Below are 13940 nucleotides of genomic sequence, written 5' to 3'. Positions count from 1 at the left end.
ATGCGTCCGAAAGATGTCAGCGACCTCCAGCCTCGGGCGCGGCACCGCCCGCCCGCGTCACTCCGACCTTCGGTCCTTGTCCCGCAGAGCCGACCTCTACGCCTCTCAAATGCTGCGTATTGCACGAACGGCAGGTTTGCAGAAGCTGCATTGCAGCGCCAGATCACACTCAAAGCGGAGGGAATGCGCCGTCCACGCGACTTTGCAAAGTTCACTATCTGCGCATTGCCGACCTCTGTGCTAGCCGCCGCAAAAGAAAACCTGTCTCAGACCTGTGAATGGCCGCTTTTGCAGTTTGGTGGGATTGCTTTCGCGGATGCAGCGAATTCACACTTTCCGCCCAATTTTGGATGACGCTTCGAGGCGTCTGAATAATCGCAAGGTGCCGAAAGCCGACATTGACGTCATCCAAGGTTTCAAAGGTAGGGGTAGCTCTTCTGACAGGTTGGATGGCCGATCACCATTGCCGTGCTGGCTTCCCAGAATTTATTCAGCAAGCACAAGTAATATGCTTGACGCCCTGATAGCCAGCCAAACCCCAAGGGCCCAGTTCTCGTCCAATGCCGCTACACTTGAAGCCGCCCCATGCGCTGTCGGGATAGACAACCTGAGGCGTATTTATCCAGATCTGGCCCGCTTCGATGCCATTGGCGAGCGTTTTTGCGCGCGCTTCATCAGCGGAGACGACCGTGCCGACCAGACCGTATTCGGTGGCGTTCGCCAGAGCCAGCGCCTCTTCATCCGTCTCGAAACGTGTCGTCGCCAGAACCGGGCCGAAAATCTCTTCGATCCAGACCGGATTATCATGCGGCACGTTGCGATAGATTGTCGGGACAACGAAATTGCCGATCGTTTCCTTGCTGATCCCGCCTGTGACGCAATCCAGACCATCCGCCTGCGCCCGCGCCAGATACTCTCTAACTTTGATATATTGTGCACGGGCGGTCATGGGGCCCATATCGCAGGTCTCGGCAAAGGGTGAGGCCGTCACCAGCGTTTCGGTTTTTGCCAACAGCGCTTCGATCAGTTTGGCCTCGATGGAGCCATGCACCAGCAACCGTGAGGAGGCAGAACACATTTGGCCGGCATTGAAGAATATACCGCCGATGATGCAGTCGACCGCGTGATTGATATCGACATCTTCCGTGACGATGATCGGTGCCTTGCCGCCCAATTCCAACGACAGGGGCAAGCAGCGCGGTGCGATGGCCGCCATCACTTTCGCGCCCACCATGTTCGACCCGGTGAACGAGATTTTGCGGAACGCACGCGAGCCGGTCAAAGCGACGCCGACTTCCATCGCGCCGGTCACGATGTTCAGGACACCCGGCGGGAGACCAATCTCCTGCGCGATCTCGCCATAGACAAGTTCTGCCAGCGGGGTCATTTCCGAGGTCTTCATTACCGCCGTGCACCCTGCAGCCAGCGCCGGTGCGATTTTCCACGCGCTTGTTACCAGCGGGAAGTTCCATGGAACGATCATCCCGACCGGCCCCACCGGCTCGCGACGCACCATTCCGATGTGATCGCCCCCGGCATGATCCACGCGGGCATCCTGACAGGCGTCGAGCGTGTCGGCCAGACCGGCGTAATACTTGAACGTGGCGATGGCATCGCCTACATCAATCTCGGCTTCAACCCGGGGTTTACCGTTGTTACGCATCTGGACATCGACCAGACGTTCCTGCCGTGTCGCCAAACCCTTGGCAAACCCTCGCAGATAGGCCGCACGTTCCGATGAGGCCGTGACTTTCCAGTCAGCGAATGCGCGCGCCGACGCCTGGGCGGCACCTTCTACCTGATCCGCACTGGCGGTTTCGAGCCGACCCAGAGCATCGCCGGTGGTCGGGTCAATCGGCGTGAGGATGAGTTCCCCCGAACCCCTGACCCATTCGCCGTTGATGAAAAGAGTTTCGTCGCGTTTCTGCAAATCCATCGCCGCCTCTCTAAGCTGAAATCTCATGGGTGATCGTGCCGTCACAAATGGTCAGGACGACCTGAGTTTGTTCGGTATTCGTTGCGGTCAGTTCGCGGTCAAACATCACGATATCCGCGCGATACCCCGCTGCGATGCGGCCCAGTTGATCATCCTTTAGCACCGCGTAGGCCCCGCCCGACGTATAGGCGGCCAGCGTGTCTTCGAAGGACAGCCGCTCATCGCCTAGCCCGTCGCCGAAGGGCGTGCGGTTCATCACATAGGTAATGCCGGTCAGTGGCGCCAAAGAGGCAATTGGCCAGTCGGAGGAGAAACAGATAGGTGCGCCGGCCTGCTGCAAGCCGCGCCAGAGGTAGGCATTCGGCCAGTCATCCACGCCAATGATGGTTGCGGTCGGCTCCAGGGGAAATTCGCACCCCGGCGGATGCGGTGGCATGACCGAGGCCACGACGCCAAGCTCCGTCAGTCTCGGCAGGTCTGACGGGTCGATCAGCTCGATATGTTCGACTCGGTGACGGCTGTCACGCGCGCCATTGGCGTTACGCGCCGCCTCATACCCGTCCAGCACCGTTCGCACCGCGCCGTCCCCGATGGCATGCACGCTGATCTGAAAGCCGCGCCTGTCAAACTCGGTCGCGAGTTCGACAAAGCGTTCGGGCTTGTGCAGCGGCTCGCCCTTGTAGCCAGGCTTGCCCGGATAATCCTGCACGCGATAGGCGGTTTCCATGTCCAGAACACCGTCCATGAAGAGCTTGATCCGTCCACACCAGAGCTTGTCCGAGGTCAGATCACGTCGCTTTTTCTCGGCGATCTCGACATTTTCCAGCGGCTTGCCGGGGGTGAAGTGATAGGGCAGTTCGACACGGCAGATCAGATCGCCAGCGTCTTCGATCTCTTTCAACAAGTCCGCCTGATAGAGGTTCCCGTCCATGTTGATGATGGTGGTGATGCCCTGCGCTGCGCAATAGGCAAGACCTTCGCACAAGAGCGCGAGATCGGCGGCGCGGTCCGCCGCGTTTACCGGTCCTTCGGGTTCTGCACCTTTCAGTCCCAGCCCTTCGCGCCCGCCATGCCGGCCCAGTGTCAGAACCGTTGCCACGGCTGGCGGTTCGGTCAGCAGACCAGTAGCGACGCCGTCGCTGTCCAGCACAATCGCCGACCCGGGCCCGACATCGCGGCCATGCAGTACATCTGCAGCCTCAAGGGCCGCGGTATTGACCCAGGCATTATGAAAATCGGCGCTTTGCAGCAGCAGCGGACGGTCAGTGCAGATCGCGTCCAGATCATAGCGCGTCGGGTCGGCCCCATCGTCGAGACAACCGTAAGCCACACCCTGGACAATCAGCAGGGGCTCATCGGGATTGGATTCGGTGAAATCACGGATGGCGGAGGTAATCTGCTCCGTTCCGGTCACGTCGGCCAGTTGCAGGACCTTCTGCGAAAACGCGCCGAGGAAAAGATGCATGTGGCTTTCGACAAAGCCGGGCAGGACGGTGGCAGCCTGCGCGTCAATGACCCGGGTTTCAGCATCACAGAGTTTTCTTATGAATCCCGAAGTTCCGACCGCTGTGATTTTCCCGTTTGCGATGGCCAACGCCTCGGCGGTGGGCGAAGCGGGGTCCATCGTGCGAATGGCCGCATTCAGGATGGCCAGATCTGCGCTCATGGTAACACCTCAGGTCAGGGGAAAGCCGAGTTTGGTCACCGCTTTCAGCCACAGATTGCGCCAGCCACCCTTGGCGTCCGCGGTGTCCATCGCGTACATGGTGATCTGCGCGCCAATGTAGCGGAACGGATCGGGCGGGATCTTGTTGGGCATGGTGCGGGCGAATTCGAGTTGCAGCTCCGGCCGGTCCTCGCCGTTAAGCTTGGCCAGACCCATCTCAGCGCCGAAGCGGCTAGTGGAGACACCAAAACCCGAATACCCGCCGGCATAGACGGCCTTGCCGTCATAGTAGCTCTGGAAATGTACGGCCATACGCGTGGTCAGGGCAATCGGTCCGCTCCAGGCATGGGTGAAACGGATGTCTTCAAGCTGCGGGAATGTGCTGAAGAAGGCCCCGGCGAGGCGTTCATAGGGCTGCGTGGTGCGGTCCAATTCGGGATCGCGCGGGGAGTTTATGAAATACCCTAGCCGCCCGCCGAAAAGAATACGGTTATCTTTGGTCAGACGCATGTAGTTCAGTTGGGTGCGCGTATCATAGACACCTTGACGGTTTTTCCAGCCGACCCGCGCTAACTGCTCGTCGGACAAGGGTTCGGTCATCACGATCCGGTCACGCACCATGGCGATGCGGCTGCGGATTTTTTTGTGGCCGACGGCAAAGGCATTGGTGCCCAGCAACACTTTCGGCGTCTTGATTTCGCCGTCGCGGGTGACGACTCGTAGATACGATCCCTCATCCTCGATCCGCTTCATCGGGCATTCTTCGTAAAGACGCACACCCAACGAGATTGCAGCGCGTTTGAGCCCCCAAGCGAGCTTGGCAGGATTTACGGTGCCACTGTTTTTCTTGGACCAGAGCCCGCCGTGAAACAGAGGCGAGTTCAGGTGTCCGCGTACGGCCTCCGCATCCAGCAGTTCAACCTCGTGCCCGTGTTTGACATGCAGATCGTATTCCTCCTGGACGACAGGCACGTTTTCCGGGCCGACGGCGACGGTCAGCTCACCATTCCATTCCTGATCGCATTCGATCTTGTGTCGCTTGATCGTGTCCAGAAACCCTTCCATGTTCCGGTGCCCCAGCTGTTCAAGCTGATCCAGATCATTGGGAAAAATCCGCACGGCGTTGTGCAACCCGTGCATGACAGAGGTCGAAACGATCGCGCCGGGGCGCCCTGATGCGCCATAGGCAATCTTCTCTGCCTCGATCAATACCACGTCCTGATCCGGGTTCGCTTCTTTCGCGATGATCGATGCCCAGAGGCCGGTAAAACCGCCGCCGACGATCACCAGATCCGCCTCACTTCGGCCGATCAGCTGAGGTTCCGTTGCGGGCGCATCGGGACTGTCCAACCAATAGGGGAACAGGGTTACGTCATTCAGGGCACGGGTCGCAAGCGAAGTCATTTCAGGCTCTTTTGCTGTATGTGTGGTTGAGAAGCCCGCCGGAACATGATGCCCCGGCGGGGACAGGTTGGTTCATTCAGTGTACAGGATGTAAATCTTGCGCAGCGTCTCGAGCACCTCAAACTTGCCGTCGAACCCCTTGGGAACGATGTAACAGTCACCGGAGCTGAATTCGTTCACGCTGCCATCTGGGTTAGTCAGGACAACACGGCCTGAGACGACAACGCAAAACTCGTGGTTGTCGGGATAGGCCAGATTTTCGGCATAGGGCGTGCATTCCCAGGTGCCGATGAGGAATTTACCACCGCCCGCTTCGAGATGAATCGCACCGGTCTCATCTGCTTTGCCGCTCAGCACGGCTTCAGGCGGCACGACCGAGCATGCCTCCATTGCGCCGCCACTCAGGCCGTCTTTGGAAAGTGGGATTACAGATGTCATATTTTGGACCCTCATTATTTCGGCCATTGCCGGGTGACTTTTAGGTTAGGATACCCGCCGATCCAGGTTTGGATTGCTGCGCATCACTTGGTCCCCGTCCTAAAGGTTGTGGCTGCTGTCAAAAATTACACTTTGCAATTCGATACATTTGTGGTTTTCAATGCATTCATGAGGATTTCAGGTTCGGACATTCACCTTCTTTCGGTTTTTGACAGTGTTGTACGCAACAACGGCTTCAGCGCAGCGCAGGCCGAACTGGGGCTGAGTCAACCGACCATTTCAAACCACATCACCGCGCTGGAAGAACGCATAGGTGTCAAGCTCTGCCAGCGCGGGCGTCGTGGGTTTTTGCTGACCGAAAAGGGGCAGATGGTCCACGAGGTTGCCAAACAGTTGATGGATACGCTCAGCGAACAATCCGATCATCTGACGGCACTTAAGGGATCATTGGTTGGTGAATTGAAACTGGCCACAGTAGACTGCATTGCTTCGGACGAAAATCTGAAACTCCCTGATGCGATCAGGATTTTTTCTAATACCGCTTCCGCAGCTCGGTTGCGGCTGTTTGTTGAACCGCCGCAAAGTATTCTGAGCGGTATTGCAGGTGGGGCATTTCACCTAGGCTTTGGCAGTTTTGACAATCGCATTCAGGGGTTGAGATACGAAACGCTCTACACTGAGTCACATTCTTTGTATTGCGCCAAGGATCACCCTTTGTTTGGGCTGCCGTCTTCAAAACTAAAACAAGACATGTGTTACGCGTACCCATGGGCGCATCGAGGTTACTGGAGCCGTCAGCGGAAAAAATCCATCAAGATGCATGACCTTGACCGAGTTGTGCTGAATATCGAAGCACAGATTTTGCTGGTTCTAAGCGGTAGTTACCTGGGATTGCTACCTGACCATGCGGCGCAGCAATACGTTGCGGCGGAACGGTTGCGCCGCCTGCCGGAAACCGAAGATGACTTTGCCTGTGAGATGCAGCTGGTCAGCAAATCCGGACCACAGCCAAAAATTATCGATAAATTCCGTGAGATTCTGAAAGCGGAATACGCTTAGCAATACATTTGCCCACGCAAATATTTAAATTCGGCCTGCGTTATTTTCGATGATGAGCCGCTTGGCTACTCTCCTGGCATAGAGAAATTCTCAACCTCGCCAGGAGCGGCCATGCCACAATCTTCAACTAGCCAGTTCAACCAACCTTTGGGCGGAAATGCCATGCCACGGTTTGGTGGTGACGGGACAATGATGCGTCTGCCCCTGCAGCGCAGCGCCGAAGGGTTGAATGCTTGTTTCGTTGGCATCCCGATGGATATCGGCACCTCGAACCGCGCCGGCACACGCCACGGTCCGCGCCAGATCCGCGCCGAAAGCTGCATGATGCGGCCGTTCAACATGGCAACCGGAGCCGCGCCGTTTGAAAACATGCAGGTCGCCGATATCGGTGACATCGCGATCAATACATTCGATCTGAAAAAGACCGCCGACATCATCACCGCGGCATACAAGGACATTCTTTCGCACGACGTTGTCACGCTGACATTGGGCGGTGACCATACCCTGACCTACCCTGTGCTGCGGGCCATCGCTGACAAGCATGGTCCTGTCGCGTTGGTGCATGTCGACGCCCATGCCGATACCAACGAAGAGATGTTCGGCGAAAAGATCGCCCATGGCACACCCTTCCGCCGCGCGGTCGAAGATAATCTGCTGATCAACGACAAGGTATTCCAGATTGGACTGCGCGGCACCGGCTATGCCCCTGATGATTTCAACTGGGGGCGCGAACAAGGCTTTACTGTCATCCCTGCCGAAGAGTGCTGGCACAACTCCCTATCGCCATTGATGACCGAAATCCGTGGCAAGATCGGTGACGCACCGGTGTATCTCAGCTTCGACATCGACAGTCTGGACCCGGCCTTCGCCCCCGGTACCGGTACGGTTGAAATGGGAGGACTGACCACCATCCAGGCGCTTGAGATCGTGCGTGGATGTGCTGGTCTGAACCTTGTTGGCTGTGATCTGGTCGAGGTGTCCCCGCCCTACGATCCCAGCGGAAACACCGCGATGATCGGCGCAAATCTGCTCTACGAGATGCTCTGCGCGCTACCTATGAACTGGAATAACTGACCAATACCCCAAGGAGGAAATCATGAAAACGCAACTCAATCGCCGCTCGTTTCTGGGCACGGCCGCAGCCGCTACTGCACTGCTCTCTGCCCCGTCCATAGCCCGGGCCGACAAGGCATCGATCAAGGTCGGAACGTATGGCGGGTTCTTTGAAGACAGCTTCAAAGATGTCATCTACCCGGACTTCACCGCAGCAACTGGTATCGAAGTGAACTCGATCGCCGTGCCCACCGGTGAAACATGGTTGGTGCAAATCAAGAACGCGGCACGTGCCAAGCAGGCGCCGACCGATGTATCACTGATGGCCGGTATTCCCCGTCAGCGCGGCATTGAACAAAAACTGTTTAAGACGCTGGATCCTGCCAAGATACCGAACCTGTCCAACCTGTCGGACAACTTCAAGGATTACGACGCAGATGGCAATCTGGTCGCTGTCGGGGCTGTGTCCTGGTACATCACCCTGTGCTCGAACACCGACGAGATCGCCGAAGCGCCGACAAGTTGGGCCGACATGTGGGATCCTAAGAACGAGGATCTACTGGGTCTTCTGGCGTTGTCGACCAACTCTTATCTGTTGGAAATCACCGCAACCACATTCTTTGGCGGGACGGATATTCTGGATACAAAAGAAGGTATCGAGAAAGTCTTTGAAAAGCTGAGTGAGATCAGGCCCAATGTGCGTCTCTGGTATCGTGATGAAGGAGCGTTCCAGCAAGCTTTGCAGGATGGCGAAATCCCAATGGGGCAGTACTATCACGACGTCGCAGGTCTTGCTGCTGCCGAGGGCTTCCCTGTTCGCTCAACTTTCCCGAAAGAAGGCGGCGTGCTGGATTCCGGTTTCTGGATCGTTCCGGAACACGCGGAACCCATTGATGAAGCGCATGAATTCATCAACTACATCAGCGATCCGGAAATTCAGGCATCGCTGTCGCGCAATCTGGGTACCGCTCCGGTTGTTGACCCGTCTCTGACTGACCTTACCGCCGATGAACTCGCTGCGGTGGCGAGCAACGGCGCACCGATCTTGCCACGCTACGACATCTACAAAGAGCACGCGGACTGGATCTCGGACAAGTGGAACCAGATGCTGGGCGGCTAAGGCCGAACTCACAGAAAGTCCGCATCGAACATGCGGGCTTTCTATAGGACAGGAAAGGAAACGCTGATGAGCGGTCTGAACATTCAGAACGTGACAAAGAAATACGGCGAAGTCACTGCCGTGCAGGATGTGAACCTGCATTTCAACAAGGGTGAGATGATCTGCTTTTTGGGGCCTTCTGGCTGCGGCAAGACAACCTTGTTGCGGATGATTGCCGGGCTGGAAGAAGCCACGAACGGGTCTATCAGCTTTGATGGCAAAGATTTAACCCATGTACCGGTGCACAAGCGCAATATCGGCATGGTGTTCCAGTCCTTCGCGCTTTTCCCGCATTTGAGCGTGGGGGAAAACATCAGCTACTCCATGAAAATCCGTGGCCATTCTCGCTCGGAATGCGAAGACCGTGTAAAGGAGCTGCTGGACATGATCCATCTGCCGGGCATCGAGGACCGACGCATCACCCAGATGTCGGGCGGACAACGGCAGCGGGTAGCGATTGCCCGCGCACTGGCGCTGAATCCCGAGATTTTCCTGCTGGACGAACCGATGTCGGCGCTCGATGCTAACCTGCGCGAGTCGATGCAGATCGAGCTGCGCAGGCTCCAGCAGAACCTGGGCATCACCACCGTTGTCGTGACCCACGATCAGACCGAAGCGATGACCATGGCCGATGACATTGTGGTGATGGGACGTGCCCGGGTCCACCAGACCGGATCGCCGATGGATATTTACAAGACGCCGAAAAACAAGTTCGTCGCTGATTTCATAGGCACGTCGAACCTGCTTCCGGCAAACCTGTCTGCCGATGGCGCGGTTGCCGTGAATGGTGTCGCCATGAAGTTTGAGAACAAAAGCGATGACGCCCAGGCCGGTGACGTCGTCCTGATGACGCGACCCGAAGAGGTATTCGTGCACAAAGAGGGCAACAAACCCGCAGGTAACGCGCTGGAAGGCATCGTGAATTTCATTCGCGATATCGGGATGACAATCGAAATCCTGGTCGATTGTGACGGTCAGGAAGTCGTATCCGTCATGACCCCCAAAGATTTCCCCGAGGTGGAACTGGGCGAGAAAGTCTATGTCGAAATGCCCCCCTCTGCCTGCAACATTCTGGCAGCGTGAGGGATGGCTATGACCAACAACAAATCCCTCCCGCAATATCTGACGCTAATACCGTCCTCGGTGATGATCGGCATCTTCTTTATGATCCCGTTCGCCCTGATCCTTGCTGCAAGCGTGGCTGTCCAGACACCCGAAGGTGATTTCAACTATGGATTTGACCTGGCACATTTTGAACGGTTCCTGACTTGGTTCTATATCGAACGGGCCTTGTTCTCTGCCGGTATCTGCGCGTTGATCGCTGCCCTCAGCCTACTTATCGCGTTTCCCTTCACTTATATGCTGACGCGGTTTAATGAGCGCGCCAAAACTCTGTGGCTTATCTACATTCTGGCGCAGTTGTCACTGTCCGAAGTTCTGATCGCCTTCAGCTGGCAGGTGCTATTCTCGCGCACTGCGGGCATCGGTAATATTCTGGAATTTGTCGGCATCGTGGAAAAATCCTTTGCTATGGCCCCCAGTGCCGGTGCAGTGATTGCGGCGCTGGTCTATCTGGCAGTTCCTTTTGCCATATTGCTGCTCTATCCGGCGCTCAGCCGCATGGACCGCAGCCTGATCGAGGCCGCCCGTACGCTTGGCACCTCGACCATTGGCACGTTTTTCAAGATCGTGATTCCGGTGAACCGCTCGGCGCTGGTCTCCAGCAGCGTCACGATCTTTGTTCTGACGCTGGGCGCGATCATCGTGCCGCAGGTTCTGGGCAAGCCCGAACACTGGACGCTCTCAGTGCTGATCACCGATCAGGCGATCTTCAACTTCAACCTGCCGTTCGCCTCGGCGCTGGCTGTTGTCCTCCTGATCCTTAGCGGATCGGTGGTGGCAGCGGTCATGAAATTCGGTGGGGAGAAATAGGATATGAAACTGCTCAGAAACGCATATCTCGCAATCTTCGCGATCTACCTAATCGGCCCGATCTTCGTGATCACCGCCGTATCCTTCAATGCCAAGAAATTCCTGGCCTTCCCGCCCCGAGGCTTCTCGTTCCGCTGGTATGCCGAAATCTTCGTGGATAGCGGCTGGTTCAACTCGCTGATCAGTTCGCTGCTGATTGCCCTCACATCGGCAACACTGGCCGTACTGATCGCCCTGCCGATTGCCTATGCGGTGTGGAAATCGGGGCTGCGCTATGCAAAAGCGCTGTTCTCGCTTGGTGTGGCACCGTTCATCCTGCCCCCTGTTATCATGGCGCTAGCCTTTCTGCTTCTCTTTTCAAGCATCGGCATGAACGGGTTGATGATCAACGTCATCATCGCCCACGCAATGTTCCTGCTGGCCCTGCCGTTGGTGACCATCTCGCTTGGCCTTGAAAGTGTGGACCGGGCATTGCTTGAAGCGGCGCAGACCATGGGTGCTGATGGTAAGACCGTCTTTCGCACCGTCATCCTCCCGATCGCCGCGCCCTTCGCCTTTGCCGGCTTCGCCTTCTGCTTCGTACTCAGCCTGAACGAATACATCATCGCGCTGATGACCGTCGGCTTTACGGTCGAGACATTGCCGATCAAGATCTTCAACGCCCTGCGTTACGGGTATACGCCGGTGATCGCCTCGATCGCAGTGGTTTTCCTGCTGATCAACGTCTTCGTCTTTAGTCTGATCGCCAGGTTCAGCAACCTGTCGCGTATCTTGGGCGCGATGGATTAAGTGAGCGAGGTGCAGATGCCATTGATTGACCATCTCAGCGTCGGCGTTGCCGACATCGATCGGGCCAGGGTCTTCTACGACTCGGTCCTGGCGGCCCTTGGCACAGGCTGTCTGGCCGCGGATGACGAATTTGCGGCCTATGGGCAAATCCGCCCCGAGTTCCTACTCCTGCTCCCCTATGACGGCGGGGCGCCAACTGGCGGAAACGGCACCCATATCGCCTTTTCCGCAGAGTCTAAGGATGCCGTCGATTCCTTTCACGCCGCCGCGCTCGAGAATGGCGGAACCTGCGAAGGCGCGCCCGGTGGGCGTGATTTCTACCCGATGCCGGATGCATACACCGCCTATGTCCGTGACTCGTTCGGCAACAAGCTCGAGGTCATCTTTAACGGCTTTTCCACTCAGGAAGCCCCGGAAGGGAATACATGAAACTTGCTGTTTTCCAGATGTCGGCTACGGCTGATCCGGACACCAATCCCGACCGAATCGAAGACGCCATGCGGCGCGCCCGTGCGGCTGGTGCGGATGTCGTGGTTGTCCCGGAGCTGGCCCTCAGCGGTTACGGACGTGGTGACGCGCTCAGAAACCTTGCGCAACCGTCGGATGGCGCCTGGGTTCAGCGCATGAAACAGGCCGCGATCAGGATTGGCATCGACCTGGTCGCCGGGTTTCCCGAACGCAACGGGGAAGAGGTCTTTATCAGCGCGATGGCCGTAAAGGCTAATCCCGTTGCGTCGGTCCATATCTACCGCAAGACCTTTCTTTATGGCGATTACGAGAAGGAGATTTTCCAGCCTCATACCCCATCGGTGGCGACTATTGAAATGCGCGGCGTATCCACAGGATTTCTGATCTGCTACGACGTTGAATTCCCTGAAAATACCCGACGGTTGGCGCAGGCGGGGGCGGATCTTGTGATTGTTCCCACCGCGCTGCCCACGGGGACGGATGGCCGCCACATCGCTAGTCGCGTCATCCCGGTTCGCGCTTTCGAAAATCAGATATTCCTCGCCTATGCCAACCACGCCGGATCGGATGGTCGGTTTCACTACCAGGGGCTGTCATCCATCGCGGCGCCGGACGGGTCGGTGCTGGTCAAGGCAGGCGAAGATGAAGAGGCACTGATCTTCGCCGAAATCGACGTCTCGCAGTTTGAGGAAAGCCGTCATGCAAACCCGTATCTGGCCGACCTGAATAAGCGCGGCATCAAAGCGTCATAACCTGACATTCTGAACACTGAAAACGAACGAGGCAGCACCATGGACCTTCCGAATATCGATACAGCAATCACGCGGAAAACCAGCCGGGGCATGATCGGAGAGGTCAGTTATTCCGGTGTCACCAGTTTTGCACGCTGTAAATACACCAAGGATCTGAACGGTGTGGATGTCGCGATCACCGGCATCCCGTTCGACGTCTCGGTCACGCATCGTGGCGGCTCGCGTTTCGGGCCGCGCCAGATCCGGGAACTGTCAACGATGCTGGCCTGGGATGCGCCCTATGGTTGGCCGATCAATCCTTTCGAGGCTATGAACATCATCGACTACGGCGACTGCCCGTTTGACCATGGCAAGCTGCAACTGGCCCCAGCTGCGATCGAAAATCACATCAAGACCATTCTCGACGCCGGAGCTGCGGCCGTTTCCATGGGCGGCGATCACTACACAACGTTACCGAACCTAAGAGCCCACGCGGCAAAACACGGGCCCTTGTCGGTAATCCAGTTCGATGCGCATTCCGATACATGGGTTGACCCCGACCCGGAACGGATCGACCACGGCACCTTCATGTATCACGCGATTCAGGAAGAGCTGGTCGCTCCTGAACGTTCGGTTCAGGTCGGCATCAGAACGCACAATTCCGATACGCAGGGTTTCAATACGATAGATGCGCCGGAGGTTCATGAATTTGGCGCCGTCAGGGCGGCAAAGCGGATCAAGGAGATCGTCGGCGACAACAAGGTCTATCTGACCTTCGACATTGACGGGCTTGACCCGGGTTTCGCGCCGGGAACCGGTACCCCGGTGTTTGGGGGGCTAACATCTGGGCAAGTGGCGCTGATGTTCCGAAATATCGCCGGCATCAAACTTGTCGGCGGTGATGTTGTCGAAGTGTCGCCTGCCTACGACACAACTGGCGCAACAGCTGTCGCGGGATCGCAGATTTTGTTGGAGATTCTATGTCTCTTAGCGAACAAGTAACAAGTTGGAATAGTAGAACTTCTTGAACGTGGAATTGTGGGCTCTGTCGTCAAATCCGGATGCGTCCGAGGCCGAGAATATTGTCGGCCGGGAGCCATTCGAACGTATCCAATCTTCAAAATTACGATTTGTTCCGACGCGCCAAGAGCGAAAATTCGGCCAGGTCAAACGTTTGGCGGCTTTGTCCGGTTGGCCGCCGTTCGAAGACTATTATCTAAAAGTCCGGTTTGCGGGACAAGGACGAAGCCGCTCTCGCGGCATTGGCGCACTTGGCGGGTGTTGGACACTGATCCAGCTGTTTTG

Annotated in this window: 14 protein-coding genes; 10 read left to right on the top strand and 4 right to left on the bottom strand. The window is 57.0% G+C overall.

Annotated features, from left to right (window positions below; all coding sequences use genetic code 11):
• Window positions 1–490 precede the first annotated feature (490 nt).
• The 4 genes from LC334_RS22365 to LC334_RS22350 all read right to left on the bottom strand — a co-directional run bounded on the left by LC334_RS22365 (window position 491) and on the right by LC334_RS22350 (window position 5444).
• Window positions 491–1936, bottom strand: a complete 1446-nt coding sequence (locus tag LC334_RS22365; RefSeq protein ID WP_085802538.1) for an aldehyde dehydrogenase family protein — start codon at window positions 1934–1936, stop codon at window positions 491–493.
• 10 nt (window positions 1937–1946) lie between these two features.
• The gene (locus LC334_RS22360) at window positions 1947–3602 is read right to left on the bottom strand and encodes an amidohydrolase (protein ID WP_085802539.1); all 1656 of its coding nucleotides are present in this window, start codon (window positions 3600–3602) and stop codon (window positions 1947–1949) included.
• A gap of 9 nt (window positions 3603–3611) precedes the next feature.
• The gene (locus tag LC334_RS22355; protein WP_085802540.1) at window positions 3612–5006 is read right to left on the bottom strand and encodes an NAD(P)/FAD-dependent oxidoreductase; all 1395 of its coding nucleotides are present in this window, start codon (window positions 5004–5006) and stop codon (window positions 3612–3614) included.
• Between the two features lie 72 nt (window positions 5007–5078).
• The gene (locus tag LC334_RS22350; RefSeq protein WP_176237801.1) at window positions 5079–5444 is read right to left on the bottom strand and encodes a cupin domain-containing protein; all 366 of its coding nucleotides are present in this window, start codon (window positions 5442–5444) and stop codon (window positions 5079–5081) included.
• A 132-nt stretch (window positions 5445–5576) separates the two neighbouring features.
• On the opposite strand from LC334_RS22350, the gene LC334_RS22345 reads away from it, so the two are divergent.
• From LC334_RS22345 to LC334_RS22300, 10 genes are all read left to right on the top strand, one after another.
• Complete coding sequence (locus tag LC334_RS22345; protein WP_176237802.1) at window positions 5577–6503, top strand: LysR family transcriptional regulator; 927 nt, start codon at window positions 5577–5579, stop codon at window positions 6501–6503.
• 111 nt (window positions 6504–6614) lie between these two features.
• Window positions 6615–7577, top strand: coding sequence for an agmatinase (speB, locus tag LC334_RS22340; RefSeq protein WP_085802542.1), 963 nt, complete (start codon window positions 6615–6617; stop codon window positions 7575–7577).
• A 22-nt stretch (window positions 7578–7599) separates the two neighbouring features.
• A complete protein-coding gene (locus LC334_RS22335; protein ID WP_085802543.1) occupies window positions 7600–8676 on the top strand; it encodes an ABC transporter substrate-binding protein in 1077 nt (358 codons plus the stop codon).
• A gap of 66 nt (window positions 8677–8742) precedes the next feature.
• Window positions 8743–9798, top strand: coding sequence for an ABC transporter ATP-binding protein (locus tag LC334_RS22330; protein WP_085802544.1), 1056 nt, complete (start codon window positions 8743–8745; stop codon window positions 9796–9798).
• A 9-nt stretch (window positions 9799–9807) separates the two neighbouring features.
• Window positions 9808–10647, top strand: a complete 840-nt coding sequence (locus LC334_RS22325; protein ID WP_176237803.1) for an ABC transporter permease — start codon at window positions 9808–9810, stop codon at window positions 10645–10647.
• 3 nt (window positions 10648–10650) lie between these two features.
• Window positions 10651–11436: an ABC transporter permease gene (locus LC334_RS22320; RefSeq protein WP_085802546.1), complete on the top strand. Its 786-nt coding sequence runs from the start codon at window positions 10651–10653 to the stop codon at window positions 11434–11436.
• 15 nt (window positions 11437–11451) lie between these two features.
• On the top strand, window positions 11452–11865 hold the full coding sequence (locus LC334_RS22315; protein ID WP_085802551.1) for a VOC family protein: 414 nt from the start codon (window positions 11452–11454) through the stop codon (window positions 11863–11865).
• The gene (locus tag LC334_RS22310; protein ID WP_085802547.1) at window positions 11862–12656 is read left to right on the top strand and encodes a carbon-nitrogen hydrolase family protein; all 795 of its coding nucleotides are present in this window, start codon (window positions 11862–11864) and stop codon (window positions 12654–12656) included. Before LC334_RS22315 ends, LC334_RS22310 begins: the two co-directional genes overlap by 4 nt.
• Window positions 12657–12695: 39 nt before the next feature.
• Window positions 12696–13637 carry an agmatinase gene (speB, locus tag LC334_RS22305; RefSeq protein WP_085802548.1) on the top strand — a complete coding sequence of 314 codons (942 nt, stop codon included), beginning with the start codon at window positions 12696–12698 and terminating at the stop codon, window positions 13635–13637.
• Between the two features lie 22 nt (window positions 13638–13659).
• Window positions 13660–13940, top strand: a 281-nt coding sequence (locus LC334_RS22300) for a hypothetical protein (protein ID WP_223413128.1), incomplete at its 3' end; no start/stop codon positions are given.

The sequence above is a fragment of the Roseovarius aestuarii genome, assembly GCF_019966515.1.
In the GTDB taxonomy this organism is placed as follows: domain Bacteria; phylum Pseudomonadota; class Alphaproteobacteria; order Rhodobacterales; family Rhodobacteraceae; genus Roseovarius; species Roseovarius aestuarii.
The sequence above is the reverse complement of the archived record's forward strand: the minus strand, read 5'-3'. Positions and strand labels throughout refer to the sequence as shown.